13 protein-coding genes are annotated in these 21,302 nt (G+C 44.1%); all 13 read right to left on the minus strand.

Going from position 1 to position 21,302, the window contains the following annotated elements; all coding sequences use genetic code 11:
- Positions 1–77: 77 nt before the first annotated feature.
- The 13 genes from PHV77_05010 to PHV77_05070 all read right to left on the minus strand — a co-directional run bounded on the left by PHV77_05010 (position 78) and on the right by PHV77_05070 (position 21,288).
- Positions 78–1,715 (minus strand): CTP synthase, encoded by a 1,638-nt coding sequence (locus tag PHV77_05010; GenBank protein MDD5504655.1) that lies wholly within the window; start codon positions 1,713–1,715, stop codon positions 78–80.
- Positions 1,716–1,730: 15 nt separating this feature from the next.
- Positions 1,731–3,929: a phosphoribosylformylglycinamidine synthase subunit PurL gene (gene purL, locus PHV77_05015; GenBank protein ID MDD5504656.1), complete on the minus strand. Its 2,199-nt coding sequence runs from the start codon at positions 3,927–3,929 to the stop codon at positions 1,731–1,733.
- A gap of 2 nt (positions 3,930–3,931) precedes the next feature.
- Positions 3,932–4,630 (minus strand): phosphoribosylformylglycinamidine synthase subunit PurQ, encoded by a 699-nt coding sequence (purQ, locus tag PHV77_05020; protein ID MDD5504657.1) that lies wholly within the window; start codon positions 4,628–4,630, stop codon positions 3,932–3,934.
- Positions 4,627–4,890 carry a phosphoribosylformylglycinamidine synthase subunit PurS gene (gene purS / locus PHV77_05025; GenBank protein ID MDD5504658.1) on the minus strand — a complete coding sequence of 88 codons (264 nt, stop codon included), beginning with the start codon at positions 4,888–4,890 and terminating at the stop codon, positions 4,627–4,629. The genes purQ and purS overlap by 4 nt, the downstream gene beginning before the upstream one ends.
- A gap of 55 nt (positions 4,891–4,945) precedes the next feature.
- Positions 4,946–8,143: a carbamoyl-phosphate synthase large subunit gene (gene carB, locus PHV77_05030; protein ID MDD5504659.1), complete on the minus strand. Its 3,198-nt coding sequence runs from the start codon at positions 8,141–8,143 to the stop codon at positions 4,946–4,948.
- Positions 8,136–9,224, minus strand: a complete 1,089-nt coding sequence (gene carA, locus PHV77_05035; GenBank protein MDD5504660.1) for a glutamine-hydrolyzing carbamoyl-phosphate synthase small subunit — start codon at positions 9,222–9,224, stop codon at positions 8,136–8,138. The genes carB and carA overlap by 8 nt, the downstream gene beginning before the upstream one ends.
- Before the next feature lie 46 nt (positions 9,225–9,270).
- Entirely contained in the window at positions 9,271–11,850 is a 2,580-nt protein-coding gene (locus PHV77_05040; GenBank protein MDD5504661.1) for a PEP/pyruvate-binding domain-containing protein, read from the minus strand.
- Entirely contained in the window at positions 11,844–13,304 is a 1,461-nt protein-coding gene (locus PHV77_05045) for a glutamate synthase subunit beta (GenBank protein ID MDD5504662.1), read from the minus strand. Before PHV77_05045 ends, PHV77_05040 begins: the two co-directional genes overlap by 7 nt.
- Positions 13,305–13,335: 31 nt before the next feature.
- On the minus strand, positions 13,336–17,820 hold the full coding sequence (gene gltB / locus PHV77_05050; GenBank protein MDD5504663.1) for a glutamate synthase large subunit: 4,485 nt from the start codon (positions 17,818–17,820) through the stop codon (positions 13,336–13,338).
- A complete protein-coding gene (locus PHV77_05055) occupies positions 17,817–18,044 on the minus strand; it encodes a helix-turn-helix domain-containing protein (GenBank protein ID MDD5504664.1) in 228 nt (75 codons plus the stop codon). Before PHV77_05055 ends, gltB begins: the two co-directional genes overlap by 4 nt.
- 100 nt (positions 18,045–18,144) lie before the next feature.
- A complete protein-coding gene (locus tag PHV77_05060; protein MDD5504665.1) occupies positions 18,145–19,476 on the minus strand; it encodes a glutamine synthetase family protein in 1,332 nt (443 codons plus the stop codon).
- A 195-nt stretch (positions 19,477–19,671) separates the two neighbouring features.
- Entirely contained in the window at positions 19,672–20,013 is a 342-nt protein-coding gene (locus PHV77_05065) for a P-II family nitrogen regulator (GenBank protein MDD5504666.1), read from the minus strand.
- A gap of 12 nt (positions 20,014–20,025) precedes the next feature.
- Entirely contained in the window at positions 20,026–21,288 is a 1,263-nt protein-coding gene (locus PHV77_05070) for an ammonium transporter (GenBank protein ID MDD5504667.1), read from the minus strand.
- Positions 21,289–21,302 lie beyond the last annotated feature (14 nt).

Raw genomic sequence — 21,302 nt, forward strand, 5'->3', positions numbered from 1 at the left:
TGTGAACATATTGGAAACAAATCGCGGCTATCGTTTTACCCTGGAAACATCCTGGACCGGCAGTTGAAACGGGATATTTATTTTTGGCAGGAGCGTCTATGCATACCGCTATTTGTTCTGCGAAAAAGAGACGCCTCAATAAAACCCCGGAATAACGGATGCGGCCTATCCGGCTTGGACTTAAATTCGGGATGGAATTGGCAGGCGATATACCATGGATGATTTTTGATCTCTATTATCTCCGTTAGGGTGTGTTTAACACATATACCTGCTATCAATAGGCCATGTTTCTTAAGAATTTTTTTATACCGGTTGTTTAACTCATATCTATGTCTGTGGCGCTCGGATATGATTAACTTTTTATATAATCTTTTGCTAATGCCTGCTCCGGTCAACCTGCATAGATACCGTCCCAGCCTCATCGTAGCGCCTTTATTCTTCAAGGATTTTTGTTCTTTTAATATGCATACTACGGGATATTTTGTTTTTTTGTCAAACTCGGTTGAATTTGCGCCTTTTAGTCCGCAAACATTTCTGGCATATTCAACCACAGCCATCTGCATCCCAAGACATATTCCCAAGAAAGGAACATTGTTTTCTCTGGCGTACCTTATAGCTGATATCTTACCCTCAATACCCCTTTGACCAAACCCACCCGGCACAAGAATTCCGTCCGAATTTCCAAGCAAAGAAACAGCGCCTCTTGACTCAATCTCTTCCGAATCAACGCGCGTAACGCAAAGCCTTGCATCATTGGCAATGGCTGCGTGCAATAATGCTTCGTATATAGATTTATACGCATCCTGAAGCGAAATATATTTACCCACTACAGCTATGTTAACACTTCTGCCGGGCGATTTTATCTTTTCTACCACAAGCCGCCGCCATTCAATTAGTTTCTTTCTGCGCACCTTTAATTTTAGAAATTGAATTATAAGTTTGTCAAGGCCCTGGTCTTGCAGGCTTAACGGGACTTCATATATGGTATCCAGATCCACCGCGGAAATAACGGCATCTTTATCTACATTGCAAAAAAGTGCTATCTTGTCTTTAGTCTGCCGGCTCAAATGACTTTCAGTGCGGCACAGTATTATATCGGGGAGTATGCCTATTTCCCTCAATGTGCCCACACTATGCTGCGTAGGCTTGGTCTTGACTTCTCCCGCGGCTTTGATAAAAGGCACGAGGGTAACGTGCACATTTATTGCCCGTTCTCTTCCCACCTCAAGCTTAAGCTGTCTAATCGCTTCCAAAAACGGCTGGCTTTCTATATCGCCTACGGTGCCTCCTATCTCCACTATTACAACATCCGGGTTTTTAAAGCGCGCAACACGCTTGATCCTGTTTATTATCTCATCGGTTATATGCGGTATTATCTGGACAGTCTGCCCCAGATAGTCACCCTTTCTTTCTTTTTGAATCACGGAATAATATACCTTGCCTGTTGTTATATTATTGGCTTTTGTTATATTCGCGTTCGTAAAACGTTCATAGTGCCCGAGATCTAGATCCGTCTCCGCGCCATCATCAGTCACATAAACCTCGCCATGCTGAAAAGGATTCATTGTGCCGGGATCAACGTTAATATAAGGATCGCATTTTACAAGAGTGACTTTTAAACCCGCGGACTCAAGAAGCTTGCCGATAGAGGCGGCCGCTATGCCTTTGCCCAGACTTGAAACAACTCCTCCTGTCACAAATATAAATTTTGTCATGGTAGATCCGCTTTTTTACCGTAATGCCTTCTCAAGAGAAAAGGCCCATGTTTTATAAATACTTTTTATGTCAACATCCACCAGATCCTTCCCCGAATTGGATATCTTTAACCTGTCTCCCCCGACCCGCCCTATTACACGGGAGAAGACGCCTCGCCGATGCGCTGATTCCTTTACACTGCTTACTTTATCTTCACGGCAAGACAAAATTATCCTTGACTGCGATTCGCCAAACAAGGCGCAATCTTCTCTTATGGCAAAATCAATGCCGTTTATAACCGCCCCTATCATATTTTCACCATCTGATATACAACTTTCCGCTAAGCATACTCCAAGACCGCCTTCAGAACAATCATGCGCTGATTTTATAAAACCTTTCTCTATTACGCTATATGCGCAATCTCTGACGGCCTGTTCCGCGGCCAGGTCAATACAGGGCGCATCTCCGGCAACAATACCTTTTGTTACTTTCAGATATTCGCTCGCGCCCAGCTCCTCTTTGGTCAGCCCTAATTGTATCACAATATCGCCTTCATCTTTAAAAGCCTGTGTGCAAACAGATCTTATGTCTTCCACGATACCGATCATGCCTATGGCGGGGGTAGGATATATCGCCCCCTGCGGGCTTTCATTGTAAAAAGAAACATTTCCGCTTACTACAGGTAGTTTAAAAAATTCACAGGCTTTTATGATACCTTCCATGCAATTTTTAAAATACCAGAAGGCCTCCGGCTTTTCAGGGTTACCGAAATTAAGGCAATCTGTCACCGCCGCAGGCCGGGCGCCTGAACACGCGAGGTTTCTGGCTGCCTCCGCTACGGCTATCTGCGCGCCTTTATATGGATTCACATAACAGTAGCGGCTGTTGCAGTCCGTAGTTGCCGCTATGGCCTTGTTCGTCCCCTTTAACCGTATGACCGCCGCGTCGGAACCGGGGACCACCATTGTATTCGTCTGGACCATATAGTCATATTGCCTGTATACCCATTTTTTACTGCATATGGAGTGCGAACTCAAAATATCAGTTAGTGTTTTATTGTAATCTGCCGGTAGCGTTATGTCCTTTATACGCAATATCCTCATGGCCTTGATACCGGATGGCGCTTTATAGGACATATCATATGCCGGACCATTTGTTAAATAACAAGCATTTAAGTCGGCCGCCGTTTTCCCATTTTCTTTTATCAGAACGTTCTTATTACCGGTAACCCTGCCGATAACTTCGGCTGACAGCCCCCATTTATGAAATATATCTTTTATGCTTTTTTCCTTCCCTTTCTTAACGCATAGAAGTATTCTTTCCTGTGATTCCGACATCATGGTTTCCCACGGCTGCATACCGGGTTCTTTTCTCGGAACTTTTGACAAATCAATTTCCATGCCCGAACCGCCCGAAGACGCCATTTCGCTTGTGCAGCAGGTAAGACCAGCAGCGCCCATGTCTTTAAGGCCCACGATAAACCCTGTTCTTAACGCTTCAAGGGTCGCTTCTATAAGACATTTTTCAGTAAAAGGATCGCCTATCTGAACTGCGGGTCTGTGTTCCTCGTCATGACAAAACTCTTTTGACGCCAATACGCTGCACCCTCCGATCCCGTCTCTTCCGGTACCAGCACCCGCATATATTATTGCGTTGCCGGTGCCATAGGCTTTCGCTCTTATAAGGTTTTTTCTTTTTGCTATACCTATACTCATTGCATTAACCAGGCAGTTACCGTTATAACTTTCATCAAAATATATTTCACCGCCTATTGTAGGCACCCCCAGGCAGTTGCCGTAAAACTGAATGCCGTCTACGACACCCTTCAGAAGATACCTGTTATACGGTCTTGCAAGAGGTCCAAAGCGCAGGGAATTCAGACTCGCTATGGGTCTTGCCCCCGAGGTAAATATATCTCGTATTATCCCGCCGATTCCCGTCGCCGCTCCCTGTTTCGGTTCTATATAAGAGGGATGATTATGACTTTCCATCTTGAATATTATGGCAATATCATCAACAACAATGCCGCCGGCGTCTTCGCCCACTAAAATCTGGTATTTTCCTTTTTTGGGCAATCTTTTAAGAAGATTTTTTGAGCGCGTATAACCGCAATGTTCTGACCATTGGACCGAAAACATGGCAAGCTCCGTTAAAGAAGGCTCTCTTCCAAGCAGCTTTAAGATTTCGCCGTATTCCCCGTCACTCAAACCCAAAGTTTTATATGCTTCCTTAATCTTCATGACAGCATCCCCGTATCATTCAATATTGACTTGAATATATAAAGCCCGTCTTCGCAACCAAGCATCTTTTCCACGCTGCGTTCCGGATGCGGCATCATGCCCAATATATTGCCCCTCTTGTTTAAAATGCCTGCGATATTATACACCGAACCGTTTGGATTATGCTCTTCGTCTGTTTCTCCGGATTTTGAACAATAGCGGAACGCGATCAGGCCCTTCTCTTCCAGTTCGCTAAGGCCGTCCTTTTCTATATAATAACAACCGTCATTATGGGCTATTGGTATATTAAGCACTTGAGATTTCACACACATGTTAGTAAACGGACTGTTATTATTTTCCGTTTTTATATATACATTTTTACATATAAAATGTATATCCTTGTTCCGTATCATAGCCCCCGGCAGCAGGCCTGCTTCAAGCAATATCTGGAAACCATTGCATATACCTATAATAAGACCCCCCCGCTTCGCATGTCTTAAAATCCCCTTCATAACGGGAGAAAATCTCGCTATGGCTCCTGTCCTCAAATAGTCCCCGTAACTAAACCCCCCGGGCAATATCAGGCAATCATAATTACCGACTGCATCTTCCTTGTGCCAGATATGTTCTGCTTTTTCTCCAAGAATATTCTTCACCGCGTAAAAACAATCGTAATCGCAATTAGAGCCGGGAAACACCACTATGCCAAATTTCATTTTGACCTTTCTTTTTTAACCTCTATTTCAAATTTATAATCTTCGGTAACAGAGTTAGCTAAAATCTTCCTGCACATCTTATCGCTTATCTCTTTTGCCCGCGTTTTATCTTTTACATCTAATTCTAACGTTATTATCTTACCCGTCATGACTTTTTTTACCCCCTTGAAATGCAGTGATTCAAGCACATGCTGTATAGCCACCCCCTGGGGGTCTGTTATTTGTTTCTTTAACGTTACATAAATCCGTACTTTTACCATCTCGCGTCTCCTTTTAAATATACCTTGATTACCGCAATGCGCCTGAATTGGAATTTTACTTCGTATATTCCTGTATAGGCTTTACGACAAAGCTTTCGTTTATTATAGACTCTATACCGTTAACAGCCGCCCTGGCGCCTTGTATAGTGGTAATGCAGGGGACGTCATTTACAACGGCGAGCTGTCGTATCTGTTTCATATCAGAACGGCCCTTTAAGCCTGAAGGGGTATTGATTATGAGGGATATATCACCTTTTTTTATGAGCTCTAATATGTCAGACCTCCCCTGGGAAACCTTTAGCAATACCCGGGATTCAATACCGCCGGAGTCCAGGACATTAGCAGTACCCGATGTGGCAAAAATACCAAAACCCATATCCGATAGTTTTTTAGCTATAAAAACAATGCTTCTTTTGTCGTCGTCTTTTACGCTTATAAAAATATTTCCTTTTGTTGGAAGCATGGAACCGGCGGCTATTTGAGACTTATAAAAAGCCATGCCAAATGTTCGGTCTATACCCATAACCTCACCCGTTGATTTCATTTCGGGACCTAGCGTGATATCAACCCCTGAAAAACGGGAAAACGGAAGAACAGATTCTTTTACCGCAAAATAACCTTTCTGTTTTTGCTCTTTTATGCCGAGACAGGCAAGCCTTTCGCCTACCATTACTTTCGCGGCTATTTGGGCAAGCGGCACGCCTGTCGCTTTGCTGACAAACGGCACCGTCCTTGAGGCCCTCGGGTTCACTTCAAGAATAAATACGGTGTTTTTTTTCACGGCAAATTGCGTATTCATAAGCCCTACCACATTAAGGGCCCTGGCAAGTTCATAAGTGGCTTGTTTTATTTTATCTATCACATGATCGTTTAACGTGTGCGGAGGCAAGACGCAGGCAGAATCTCCCGAGTGTATGCCCGCCTCTTCTATATGTTCCATTATACCGGCAATAATTGTCGTATCTTTATCAGACACAGAATCAACATCAACCTCAAGCGCGTCTTCCAGAAAACTATCTATTAAAACAGGGTTATCGCATGATATATCTTCTATATTATACATAAATTCCTTGAGTTCGCTTTCATCAAACACAATTTTCATGGAACGCCCGCCTAAAACATATGACGGTCTTACAAGTACCGGATACCCTATCTTTCTGGCTATAGATATGGCCTGGGTGCAAGACGATGCGGAGCCGTTTTCAGGCTGTTTTAAACCAAGTTTTTTAATAAGGCGTGAAAATTTATCCCTGTTTTCCGCAGTGTCAATTGATGCAACCGGCGTTCCAATAATGTTTACTCCGCAGGATTCAAGTCGTCTTGCCAGGTTAAGGGGTGTTTGGCCCCCAAATTGAATTATAACGCCATCCGGCTTTTCTCTCTCGGCGATATTTAATACATCCTCAAAAGCAAGAGGCTCAAAGTAAAGTTTATCGGAAGTATCGTAATCCGTTGAAACTGTTTCAGGATTGGAATTTACCATTATAGTTTCATACCCTAATTCCCTTAAGGCAAATGATGCGTGGCAGCAGCAATAATCAAATTCTATACCCTGGCCTATGCGGTTGGGACCGGAGCCCAGGATCATTATCTTCTTTCTGGACCCGGGCAGGGTTTCCGATTCCAGGCCGTATGTAGAATAATAATACGGCGTTTGCGCTGTAAATTCAGCGGCGCATGTATCTACAAGATTATATACCGGTTCAATACCTAAATCTTTCCTTAATTTTCGTACCTCGGATTCGCCGCAGGAAATAATATCGGCGATCTGTCTGTCGCTAAACCCGTATTCTTTTGCCTTTACCATGAGATCCCTGCTCACAGATTTAATATCTTTCGGCAGGTCTTTTTCAAAATCCGCTATCTGTTTTATATTTTCTATAAACCACGGATCAATACCCGTAAGCCTGTTGATATCTTCTACGGATATCCCTTTTTGAATGGCGCATTTTATATAAAAGATCCTGGATGAACTGGGGTTTTTAAGCCTTTTGATTATTTCACCTCCCGGCATGTCTATCTTATTATCAAGCCCATTATGACCCGTCTCAAGGCCCCTGATACCTTTCTGCAGCGCCTCTTTAAACGTCTTGCCTATCGCCATAGTCTCCCCAACAGACTTCATTGATATGCCGAGAGAATCCTCCGTTTCCGGGAATTTTTCAAAAGTAAACCTCGGGATCTTAACAACGCAATAATCTATTACGGGTTCAAAATACGCCGGGGTCACTTTTGTTATATCATTTTTTATTTCATCCAGCGTATAGCCTACAGCAAGCTTTGCGGCGAATTTCGCTATGGGAAAGCCGGTGGCCTTGCTTGCCAGCGCCGAACTCCTGGAAACCCTGGGGTTCATTTCAACTACCACCATCCTGCCGGTCTCGGGGTTAACCGCAAACTGTATGTTTGATCCGCCCGTCTCAACGCCGATCTTTCTTATAATAGCAATAGCCGCGTCCCTCATTTTCTGATATTCTTTGTCTGTTAATGTCTGAGCGGGGGCAACTGTTATGGAATCCCCTGTGTGCACGCCCATTGGATCCAGGTTTTCAATAGAGCAGATTATAACTACATTGTCCTTGATGTCTCTCATCACTTCAAGCTCATATTCTTTCCAGCCCATTACGGATTCTTCCACAAGGATCTCGCTTATCATGCTACTGGCAAGTCCCATACCCGCTATTCTAAAAAATTCTTCTTTCGTTGTAGCAATCCCTCCTCCGGTACCGCCAAGAGTAAAACTTGGCCTTACGACAAGGGGCAAGCCTATTTCAGCCATTGCCTTTTCCGCCTCAGCCATATTATATGCCAAACAGCTTTCCGGAAGATCAAGTCCGATTTCCTGCATGGCAAGTTTGAAAAATTTCCTGTCCTCCGATTTTTTTATTACCTCATAATCCGCACCGAGGATTTTTATATTATATTCATCCAATACGCCTGATTCCTTCAGCTTCATTGCCGCATTAAGGGCTGTCTGACCGCCCAATGTGGGCAAAAGCGCGTCCGGGACCTCTTTCTTTATTATCCTGGTTATCACGTCCGGGGTGATCGGCTCTATATATGTAGCATCGGCTATTCCGGGATCCGTCATAATAGTCGCTGGGTTTGAATTAACCAGAACAATCTCATAACCTTCCTGTTTTAATGCCTTGCATGCCTGCGTCCCGGAATAATCAAATTCACATGCCTGGCTTATTACAATTGGGCCCGAACCAATGATGAGTATCTTTGATATATCGGTCCTCTTAGGCATTAAATGTTCCTTTCATCATATCAATAAAATTATCAAACAACCCTATAGCGTCATTCGGGCCCGGTCCTGCCTCCGGATGAAACTGCATCGTCAAAAAACACAGCTTCTTGCTGTATAATCCCTCCGGCGTATTGTCATTAAGATTTATGTGCGTGATCTCAACGTCTGTTCTATGAAGCGAGGCCGGATCAACGCAGAAACCGTGGTTCTGGGATGTTATATAACATCTTCCTGTTCTTAGCTCTTTGACAGGGTGGTTTCCTCCGTGATGCCCGAATTTAAGCTTGTAAGTTTTAGCCCCCAATGCCAGGGCTATTATCTGATGCCCCAGGCATATACCTAATACTGGCAGGCGACCGATGAGCTGCCTTGCCGTTTTTATCGCGTACACAACTACCGCCGGATCGCCTGGACCGTTTGAAAAAACCAAACCATCAGGCTTATAAGACAATATCTCATCCTTACTGGAATCTGCGGAAAACACCTTTATGGCACAGCCTTTATGTTTAAAGCGCTCTAATATGCTTTTTTTTACGCCGTAATCCAGCACAGCAATCTTGTATCTTCCATCCCGGTTATATATATAGGGTTTTTTACAGGTTACCTTTTTCACAAGGTCTTTATCTGACAGTCCTGGCGCTAATCTGGCTTTTTCAACCAGGGCTTTTTCACCCGTATCATCCGTTGAAACGGCTATTTTTATAGCCCCTTCTATTCTTATGAGCTTTGTCAGGGCGCGGGTATCAATCCCCTGCACCCCCAATATATCATGGGCTCTCATATAATCTTCTAATGGGCTTTCCGACCTCCAGCAACTGGCAACCGGGCTAAATTCCTTTACCAACAATGCCCGCAAAAAAAAATTGTCTGATTCGCAGTCCTGGCTGTTAATCCCGCAATTCCCTATCAAGGGATATGTCATCAATACCGCCTGACCCGCGTAAGAAGGATCTGTCATGATTTCCTGATAACCCGTCATACTTGTGTTAAAGACCAGTTCCGCGCAGCATTGTCCCGTGGCCCCAAAACTTTTGCCGTAAAAAACCTTTCCATTTTCCAAAGCAACCTTCACTTCTGTCATGCGACACCTTTTTATAATTTTTTAGAAAATATCTTCCCGGTGCGCTTTATACGGACACCTTGAAGCATAGCATCTTTTGCGAAACTATATCTGATATTATTTTCACATCCGTGTCGGTAGTATCATACACTTTTATACAGTCCCCGTATTTTTCCGTTCCCGAAATGCTATCGGCAAATACATCCTGGAAACCGTCAAACCATTCCGGGTTAAAAATAACGCTCTTTTTATGCGTAAAAAGCGCCGCATAAAATATATCGGTCTCAACAAGATCCTGAAAAAAATGCGTTCCGAAAGAAAGTTCGGGCATAAGGTTGCCTTCCGGGAACGCGACCTCAACCATGACCCTTATATTGCTGATCTCCGAAAAACTCACGGGCACACCCAGAGACGGGGTGCTCGTTCCCCACCTACCCGGCCCTATAAGCAAGGCCGCGTTGCGGTATCTGTCTTTTATGGTGGAATTTATTTTGCCTATACTTCTTGCTATGCCGTATTTATCGCTCTGACGAAGACCGATATAACTTTTCGGTTCCACGTATATTATCTTGTTTATTTTCTGCGATATGTTGCCTCCGATAAAATATCCCTGCGATGAAAACAACATGTTTTTCGGATTAACATCTTCGGGAACGTTGACCTTTTTAGTGTTACCGTATCTTTGAAGGGGCCGGCATTGCAAAAGATTTATCTTAAAATCGTCTTTCTCCGCAAAATTCAGCGTAAATTCTATTTCCACAGGGTAGTCGTAACCCTTCTCCAGCGCCTGCATCATGCCTCTAAACGTTTCCGTAAATTTGCTGTCACTTAAAAGCTTTTTAAAATTTATGATCCAATGCTGTTTTATCCGGCCCGATATGCGCGTGTAACTTTCTTCCAGATCAATATTTCTTTCCGCCACCCTGTTCAAATTGTTATATAATCCCGATTCTATTATGTCCGAAAACGCGATGGTTTTTAGGTCATTCGCCTTCGTGTCTATCAAATCAATGTTATGCTGTGAAAATTTGATCTCGTCCCCTTTTTCAGAATAAGGCCTGACCAGGGGTTGCGATAAAGCGGCCATAGCAGGGTAGTCGCCGGCAACCCGGTTAACCGCCCTTGTGCCCAGGCCGCAAACCAGTCTCAACATGCCCGAGGAAGGGTCTATCTTGTCATTCCACACATAAGTATTGTACGAAAGCCCTACACCAGAGACGTCCGGGAAAAAAACATCTTTACGCTGTGAACCGGATACCCGCTGGACAAGAAGGGCCATCTGTTCATCAAGCTGGTCAAGCCCGCGGCTCTTCCTATAAATAAGGACGTCTTCACCCATTGTGCTTGCGTAGACCTTTTTAACCGCATCAGCGAATTGAATATACCTTTTTTCCGGCGTGCCTTGATTTGCCAAAAACACGCTTTCATATTTACCCGCGAAGGCATTGCCAAAACCATCTTCAAGGAGCGAGCTTGAACGCACAATTATCGGGGAAGCGCCAAAATACTCCACAACCTGTTGAAAACTTTCCATTATATCCTGTGAAAAAGTTCCGTGGACCATTTTATCCCGCAGGATTTTCGCCATTCCAATATAGCCCTCGGGGGTCTTCTGCGTCATGCGCAGTTTCCACAATTGATTCTGGACAATAAAAGAATAAAAAATATCAGATCCTATATAAAAAGAGTCGTGGGGTTCTTCCATACCCGACCAGTTAAGGATCTTGTCTTCCGACAATATCTTTCTGGCCAATAACATACCCGCCGCCTTGCCTCCTATGAACCCAGTACCGATAACTCTTGATTTGATATCCATTATCTCTCCAAGAGAGAGATGCTTGACAATAAGATCATGCATGCGCTTGTTTTTCGTAATAAGTATCCTGCAAAGCATATTTACCGTATCCGCGGTTTCTTTGGTGTTCTTTTTAGTCTTCGCCATTTCACCCGCCTTAATAAACAGTCTGTCCCAATAATCCAGGATTCTCTTGGCGCGAGGTTCTCCCGTTTCCCTGATGTGCGATAATATTCTGGCTGTGTTTACACTGTCTGTCAGCGGCACAAATTCCTCTCCACGGTGTTGATGGGGCAAAAACATTGTCGGAGAATATCTGTTCCATGCCTTGAGAGGGTGAAGATATAATTTATTGTCACAGTTGTAAACATCTATCAAAAGCTGTGTTGTCTCCCGTATCCTGGCTATGCTGCCAAAAGAATGGCTGTTCCTTATAATTGAAAAATACGCTATGGTTTTTAATTCATACAAATAAGGGCATGATATCATAAAAAAATTGCCTATCATAAGATCCGTCGCCCACGCAGACAGCAAACCTGAAAGACAGTCAAAAACATAATACGCACCTACGCCATGCCTGGCTATTATACCGTGTACTTTTGCGGAAAAAGACTCAAATCCTTCTCCGGCATCAAGTTCATAACGTATGATACCGTTCAAAGGCTTGAGGATCTGCTCGTGAGCGGCAAAACGCATATACACGACCGTCTTTTTATCTGCTACGGCTTTTCTGGCAAAAACTGATGCAAGGAAAATATAATCTTTTATATCATCAATCTGCCAGACAACATTATCGCCTTCCCGCAGTCCCGTTATTATTTTATCTAAACCCTTGATACCGGTGCTTAACATGGTCTGCCTCCCGGCCGGCGCTCTTTTCCATTGTTCTTAGTAATAAAATTATTAATTGCCTGCGCACATTTCAAGCCTTCTTCTATTGCCCACACGACAAGAGACTGACCTCTTCTCATATCGCCGGCGCAGAATACGGGTTTCTTTGATGTCATATAATCCGGGCCTGTCTTGATATTCCCGCGTTTATCCATCTCAAGCCCTAAAGAATCAATAAGCGCATTCTTTTCAACCGATACAAAACCGGCCGCTATCAACACTATGTCAGCATCTACCTTAAAATCCGCGCCGGATATTTCCCTCATAACGGGGCATGAATTCTCACTCTCTTTTGTCCATTCAACTTTCGCGCACAAAAGACCATTGACTCTGCCTGCCGCGGCCTCAAACGCCTTTGTGGCAATAGACCATCGGCGCAAACACCCCTCCTGATGGCTTGATGAATTTCTTAAAATTAAAGGGTACTTAGGCCATAGGCAGTCTTTAGTCCTGCAGGCAGGAGGCATAGGCATTATCTCCAACTGTGTAACGCATAAAGCACCTTGCCGGTTAGCGGTGCCTACACAATCGGAACCGGTATCCCCGCCGCCAATTACTACAACCCTTTTGCCTTTAACATCTATGGGATCCGACTGGTGCCTCTCTCCTAATGCCGTCTTGTTTGCCTGGGAAAGATAATCCATGGCAAAATATACCCCTTTTAGACCCCTCCCAGGCACGCTTATGTCGCGTGGCACGCGGCAACCGCAGGCAAGACATACGGCATCAAAATCCTTAAGCAGACTATCCGCGGCACGGTCAATGCCCATATTTACCTGCGTTTTAAAAAATACGCCTTCTTTTTCCCATAGCTTTATACGTCTATCCAGCACGCTCTTTTCAAGTTTGAAGTTAGGAATACCGTATCTAAGCAGGCCTCCGGGCTTTTCGTCTCTTTCAAAAACAGTGACGCTGTGTCCCAGCATATTCAACTTTTGTGCGCAAGATAATCCTGCCGGGCCAGACCCGACAACAGCTATCTTTTTACCACTCCTGAAACCAACGAGCCTTGGTTTTATAATATCTTTTTCAAATCCGAACTCTGCGATACTCAATTCGTTTTCTCTCACAGTCACCGCATCATCGTTAAGACCAAGGACGCAGGAATATTCGCACAAGGAAGGGCATATCCTGCCCGTGACTTCAGGCATCGGGTTCGTAGCCTGAAGCAACCTAACCGCATGATCCCAGTTACCATTAAAAATCAGCTTATTCCATTCGGGTATAAAATTACCTATCGGACACCCATTATGACAAAACGGGGTACCGCAATCCATACAGCGGCGTGCCTGGGCCCTGGAATCATGCTCGTTTCGCATAACGAAAATCTGCTTATAATCTTTAACACGTTCGCATACAGGCCTGTATACTGGTTCCTTTCTATATATGCGCATAAACCCTTTATTCTTATCCATTTAAGAACTACGTCCTGTTTGGCGGTTTATCTTATTTCTTATTTTCCAGAATCCTCTTATATTCCATAGGTATAATACGGGAAAATTTATCCATAGCCGATTCTATATCATTAACTAACGACATGGCTATTCTGCTGTTTGTATATTTATAATGATTTCTTAAAAGATAACAGAAAATATCTTTGTCATCTTCTGTCAGGCGTTCTATTAACACCATATCCATATTACATTTGTCTTCAAGCCTATTGAGGCTATTAATTACATACGCAATGCCGCCGGACATGCCCGCGGCGAAATTTCTGCCGATACTGCCCAACACAAGAACGCGGCCCCCTGTCATATATTCACAACCGTGGTCTCCCAAGCCTTCTACAACAGCATATAGGCCTGAATTTCTGATACAAAACCTCTCTCCCGCCACGCCCCTTATATATGCCTCGCCGGATATGGCCCCGTAAAAACACGTATTCCCTGCTATAATATTAGTCTGCGCGCTATAACCGCTGTCATTGCCTGGATATATTATTACCTTGCCTCCTGAAATACCTTTTCCCACATAATCATTGGCCATACCTTCTAATTCAAAAGTGACACCTTTAACTAAAAAAGCCGCAAAACTCTGGCCGGCAACGCCTGCAAATCTGAATCTTATTGAATCTTCCAAAAGCGTGCCGTCGCCGTATTGTCTGCATATATGACCACTTAGCATGGCGCCTACGCCTCTGTCCGTATTTTTTATCCAAATATCCTCTGAAATAGCTTTTGAATCCGGCACGGAAAGGAACTTATCACACTTTTCTATAAGACATTCGTCTAAACTCTTATCTCTCTCAATAGGGCCTTTGACTTTTAAACGGACATTTTCCTCAACAGGTCTATAGAGTATTTTCTCTAAATTTACATATTTTGCTTTAAAGTGCCCAATATTGTCCTCTTTCTCCAGAAGATCACTTCTACCAACCATTTCATTAACCGTCCTAAACCCCAATGACGCCATAATCTCTCTCATCTCTTTTGCTATGAACCTCATATAATTTACCACGTATTCCGGTCTTGCGCTAAACCGTTTCTGAAGTATAGGATCCTGTGTTGCGATCCCCGCGGAACAATTGTTAAGATGGCAATGCCTTAACATGACGCAACCCATAACAACCAAAACCGCCGTGCAAATGCCGTATTCCTGGGCGCCAAGCATACAGGCTATCGCTATGTCCCTGCCGGTACGTATCTGTCCGTCCGTCTGGAGAACAACGCGCTGCCTTAATCCGTTGAGCAGAAGTGTCTGATGGGCCTCTGAAAGACCAAGCTCCCACGGTAGACCCGCATGCCTTATGGAACTTATAGGAGAGGCGCCGGTACCTCCATCTCCGCCCGATATAAGTACAACATCCGCATGGGCCTTGGCAACCCCTGCCGCAATAGTGCCGACCCCTATCTCGGAAACAAGCTTAACGCTTATGCGCGCTTTAGGGTTAACGTTTTTAAGATCAAATATAAGCTGTGCCAGATCTTCAATAGAATATATGTCATGATGAGGCGGCGGAGATATAAGCGTCACCCCAGGCGTTGTGTATCTCGTCCTCGCGATTATATCACTGACCTTATGGCCCGGAAGCTGGCCCCCTTCACCGGGTTTTGCACCCTGGGCGATCTTTATCTGTATCTCATCAGCGTTTACAAGATAATTTGTCGTGACCCCGAAACGACCCGATGCGATCTGTTTTATAGCGCTTCTTTTACTGTCGCCGTTTGGTAAAACAACAAATCTATTGGGGTCCTCCCCGCCCTCTCCAGTATTGGATTTTCCGCCTATCCTGTTCATTGCCATCGCTATCGTTTCATGCGCCATACTGCCGATAGAGCCAAAACTCATAGCCCCTGTAGTGAATCTTTTCATTATAGCTTCTTCCAGTTCAACACGTTCTACGGGTATCGGGCTACACCTCTTCAACTTAAAAAGACCTCTTATAGTAGTCGGATTTTCTTTTTGGTTATTTATCATCGCAGCGAATTCTTTATACTTCGCGAAATCGTTATAACGTGCCGCGTATTGCAAGACTGGTATGGTTTTCGGGTTCCACAGATGAAATTCACCGTCTTTTTTCCACTGATATATTCCTCCGCTTGGCAGTATTCCCGGGAACGGATCTCTGCCGTTGTATGCTGCGGCATGTCTTGCTATTGTTTCCTGCGCTATCTGCACTATACCTAAACCGCCTATCCTTGACACTGTCCCCTTAAAGTATCTTTCAATGAATTCATCACAAAGCCCTAACACTTCAAATATCTGCGCACCTCTATAACTTCTCAAAGTGGATATCCCCATTTTTGATAATATCTTTAATAAACCGTCTTCCACCGATTTCACGTAATTTTTCTTTGCCTGGGCCGGGCCAGTGGATATAAGCTTTTCCTCCGCCATATACTCCGCGATATCATACACAAAATACGGACATATGCAGTCCGCGCCATAACCGAATAAAAGCCCTATATGATGCACTTCCCGCGGTTCCGCGCTCTCCACTATAATAGAGACCTGCGAACGCACACCTCTGCTCACCAAATACTGATGAATTGCGCTAAGGGACAAAAGTGCCGGCAGCGCTATATTTTGACGTCCGGCGCCCCTATCGCTTAATATAATAAAAGAATACCCTTGCTCTACGGCATATTCCGATTCAAAACATATCCTGTCCAAGGCATCCGTAAAACCTTTTACACCTGATGAGACGTCAAAAAAGGTATAGAGCGTCTTTGCCCGAAAGTTATTCGCGTTCACTTCTTTTATCCTGCCGATATCTTCTTTTGAAAGCACTGGGTGGTCTATACTGATTTTGCGGCAATGCGAAGGACCGCATTCCAATATATTTTTTTCAGGCCCTACAAAACTTTCAAGCCCCATAACTACATTTTCCCTTATAGAGTCTATGGCGGGATTGGTGACCTGGGCAAAAAGCTGCCTAAAATAATCGTATAAAAGCCTGGGTTGACTGGAAAAACAGGCATGCGGGGTATCATTACCCATTGACCCTACTGGTTCTTTGGCTTCTTCAAACATTGGCCTTAATATAAAATTCAAGTCTTCGCGCGTATAACCAAATGCCTTCATCAGGGCTTGAATGTCGCCTGTTTTTTCGTCACCATAAGGTAACGGACTTAACTGCTCTAATGAAAGCATATTTTGATACATCCACTGACCGTAAGGATACTGTCCTGATACTTCCTTTTTTATATCTTCATCATTAATTATCACGCCTTTAACGGTATCTATAAACAAAATCTTGCCGGGTTCCAGTCTGCCCGATAACTTTATATCAGAGCTTTTTATATCAAGAACGCCTGCTTCCGAAGCCATAACAATCAGATCGTCTTTGGTCACTATGTATCGCGCCGGTCTTAAACCGTTGCGGTCAAGGGTCGCCCCTATGCAGGCCCCATCCGTAAAAGTTATAGCGGCAGGGCCATCCCAGGGCTCCATAAAACACGCATGAAACTCATAAAACGCCTTGAGAGATTTATCCATCAAATTATCTTTTTCCCATGCCGCGGGGACAAGCATCATCATAACATGGGCAAGCGGCCTGCCTGCAAGAGTCAAAAGCTCAAAAACATTGTCTATGCAGGCAGAATCGCTGCCGTTTTCATTAATAACTGGTTTGAGTTTATCAATATCAGCATTAAACAACCCGTTGGCAAGCAATCTTTCCCTTGCCCGCATCCAGTTTATATTACCCCTTATTGTATTTATTTCGCCATTATGCGCCAAAAAACGAAAAGGCTGCGCGAGATCCCATGCGGGAAAGGTATTTGTGCTGTATCTTGAGTGCACCATACATATGGCGCTTTGCATTAATTCATTTGACAAATCTAAAAAAAAGACCGGTAGTTGGCGGGGCATCAATAGGCCCTTGTAACATAAGGTACGTGACGATATATTCGTTATATAAAAAGATCTTTTGCCTTTTATGTTTGAAAAGTTTACAGCATCTTCGGACATCTTCCTTATTACATACAATTTTCTCTCAAATTCATCCTGGGAATTGATTGAATCCGACCTTTTTACGAACACATGGGCCATAAATGGCGCTGTCTGCCGCGCGCCCCGCCCCAAAGACTCCACGTTAACAGGGACGCTCCTGAAACCTATAATACGCTGGCCCTCTTCTCTTGTAACAGTTTCCATTATTTCCAAGCACCTTTTCCTGTCCTGGACGTCCTGCGGCAAAAATACCAGCCCGGCGCCGTATTCACCTTCATCGGGTATATCTATGTTTCCACACACAGACCTAAAGAAGACATGGGGCAGCTGTATAAGTATGCCGGCGCCATCTCCTGTATCAGGTTCAGCACCTACAGCTCCTCTGTGACTAAGCCTCTCCAGTATACTGATTCCATCCTTTATTATGGAATACGACCTTTTGCCTTTTATATTACATACAAAGCCTACGCCGCAACTATCGTGTTCAAAGCGCGGATCATACAAACCTTGCCGGCCGGGCAAATATTCATATTTCATCTTTTAAATCTCCGGACATCTATGCTATAACGCAATATTTTCTTATGTAAAGTATTACGGTTCACACCCAAAAGACGTGAGGTACGCAATTGATTACCGTCTGTCTGCTCAAGAGCCTTTATGATCACGCTTTTTTCAATACTATTGATAATATCGGAATATATCCGGCCTCCGTCCGACATATAAAAATGTTTATCTATAATGCTTGAAAAATCATCCATCATAAAAACACCCCCCTTGAACAGACCGTTTTCATGCCTACCTTACCTTCCCGGAAGAAACATTTAATAAAACAATGCGCGAAAAATACTCTTTCTTACAAGGCTAAAAAACCGGGAGATACTTGTCTAATTCATGTTTCGGCACCCGTATCCTATAATCATCCCATTCTCTTTTTTTGACTTCAATAAACCTAGAAAATATATGTTTTCCAAACGCTTTCTCAACAATCTTGCTGTTTTCAGTAACAGAAATTGCCTGACCCAGGCTGTCAGGCAATGTTTCTATACCCTTTTCCTTGCGTTCCGCAGAAGTTAAATGGTATAAGTTACGCTCCATAGGTTTCGGGGCCTTATATTTTTTATCTATCCCCTCAAGCCCGGCATGCAGCATAACTGCAAATGTAAGATACGGATTGCATGCCGGATCGCATGCCCTGAATTCACAGCGGGTTGCTTTTTCCTGCCCGGGATGATATAAAGGCACTCTCACCAAAGCGCTTCTGTTCCTTCTGCTCCACGCAATGTAAACAGGGGCTTCATATCCGGGGACAAGTCTCTTATATGAATTAGTTGTTTGGGCAAACACGGAACACATCTCATTGGCGTGTTTCAAAAGACCCGCAATATAACACTTAGCGGTTTCAGACAAAAAATCTTCAGACTTCGCGTCATAAAACGCGTTCTTACTGCCCTTAAACAGTGATTGGTGGGTATGCATGCCGGAACCATTCTGGCCGAATATCGGCTTTGGCATAAACGTCGCGTAAACACCAAATTTGCTGGCTATCTCTTTTACAACAACCCTGTACGTTATAACGTTATCCGCCATTTCAAGCGCGTCCCGATACCGCATATCAACCTCATGCTGCGACGGCGCGACTTCGTGGTGGGAATATTCTATATATACCCCCATTTTTTCAAGCGCCAATACCGTTTCACGCCTAAGATCACTTGCAACATCAAGCGTGGTAAGATCAAAATACCCGCCCCTGTCAAGCACGTCTGTCGTTAAATCATTTTTGAAATAAAAAAACTCAAGCTCGGGCCCAACATAGTAATGGTCATAACCCATTTCAGCCGCCCTCTTGAGAGACCTTTTAAGCACATATCTGGGGTCACCTTCATAAGGGGTCTTGTCGGGGTTCAACACATCACATATCATCCTGGCAACCGCTTTTTCCGCAGGCCGCCACGGTAAGATAGCGAATGTATCAGGGTCCGGCATTGCTATCATATCAGATTCCTCTATGTCCTGATAACCTGTTATAGAAGAACCGTCAAAACCCATGCCGTTATCCAGGGCGTTTTCAAGCTCCCTGTCCGTTATGGCAAAACTTTTTACCTGGCCGAGTATGTCAACAAACCACAACCTTATGAACTTAACGTCCTTTTCTTTTACCAATTTTATAATGTCCTGCTTGCTCCTCTTTTGCATCTTGGCCTCCTTAATATTTTTGAAGGATACGCTCCTTCCGTGTTAAAAATAAAAAGCGTTCTTAAAATGTTGAATACTTTTAAGAACGCTTTCTTTGCGTTTACATATCTGCACAAACCATGTGCATATACGCACATAACCATGCATATACACTTTATAAAGTATAGAACTTGCGCTTTTGGTAACCTATCTTTTTCAGCCAATAGCGTTACAACCGCTTTCGCCTGTTCTGATCCTTATACATTCAGGCAGGTCCATCACAAATATCTTACCGTCTCCTATACTGCCTGTTTTGGCGCCGCTAATAATCGCCTTGACTGTAGGCTGAACAAAATCCTCGTTTACGGCTATTTCAAGCCGTATTTTTTTCAATAGATTAATACTATGTATAACGCCTCTGTATGTCTCGGTATAGCCTCTTTGCCGGCCGCATCCTAACGCGTTAGTCACTGTTATTTTATATATTTTGGCGTCATATAGCGCCTTTTTTACATCCGATAGTTTGTGCGGCTGTATCATCGCTACTATAAGTTTCATACTGCCTCCTGTTTATGTCGTGGTAAAGACCTGGAACCCGGCATACGACTCCATTCCGTGTTCGCTTATGTCAAGACCTTTCAATTCCTCATCCCTGGACACGCGAAGGCCTATATTCATATCTATAAGTTTAAAAATAATACCCATTACAACAAGAATAAATACTGCTACGCAACATGCGCCCATTGCCTGTATCCCGAGTTGCTTGAGTCCGCCGGCATAAAAAAACCCATCATTGGCAATGCCTAATACTTTCTGTCCAAAAAGCCCGACAGATAGCGTACCCCACAACCCGTTTAAGCCATGTACGGGGAAAGCGCCCACGGGATCGTCAATATTCAGTTTTTCAAGAAGCATAACGCCAGCGATAACGAGTATACCGCCCACGCCGCCTATAACAAGAGCGGCCCAAGGTTCAATAAACGCGCAAGGCGCCGTTACCGCGACCAAGCCCGCCAGGGTACCGTTCATCGCCATTGAAAGATCCGGTTTACCAAATATTTTCCATACGGTAATTATAGCCGTTATGCCGCCTGTTGCCGCAGCTATATTCGTATTTGCCGCTATCCTGCCTATCAGAGACCCATCTCCAACACTCAAGGTTGAGCCCGGGTTAAATCCAAACCATCCGAACCACAGTATAAATACTCCTAAAGATGCCAGGGGTATTGAATGCCCGGCTATGGCATTAGCGGACCTGTCTTTATTGTATTTTCCTATTCTTGGTCCCAGGATTATAGTGCCGATCAGGGCTGCAAACCCGCCGACAGTATGGACAACGGTTGAGCCGGCAAAATCAACAAAATTCAGCTTTGAAAGCCAGCCGCCTCCCCATATCCAATGCCCTACAATCGGATATATAAAAGCAGATATTATAAAAGAATACAAAAGATAGGCTTGAAATTTCATTCTTTCGGCCATACCACCGGCGACTATCGTAGCTGCTGCACCGCAAAACGCGGCTTGAAACAGCCAAAAGGCAAATAATGGAATTTTTGAAGCAGATTGCGCGCCATTAAGAAACCATCCGCTGTAACCGATAAAATCGTTGCCGCAACCGAACATTACGGCATAACCAAAGGCAAAAAAACCTATGGACGCCATGCAAAAATCAAGAAAATTCTTAGTTAAAATATTACAGGTATTCTTCGCCCGGATAAAACCCGCTTCAACCATGCCGAAACCAGCCTGCATAAAAAACACTAGGAAGGCGGAGATCATGACCCATAGAGTGTCAACACCCGTGCTGTTTGCGTATACCATATCTGTCAACATATTATACGTCTCCT

Source organism: Candidatus Omnitrophota bacterium (assembly GCA_028716165.1).
Classification (GTDB): domain Bacteria; phylum Omnitrophota; class Gorgyraeia; order JABMRG01; family JABMRG01; genus JAQUQI01.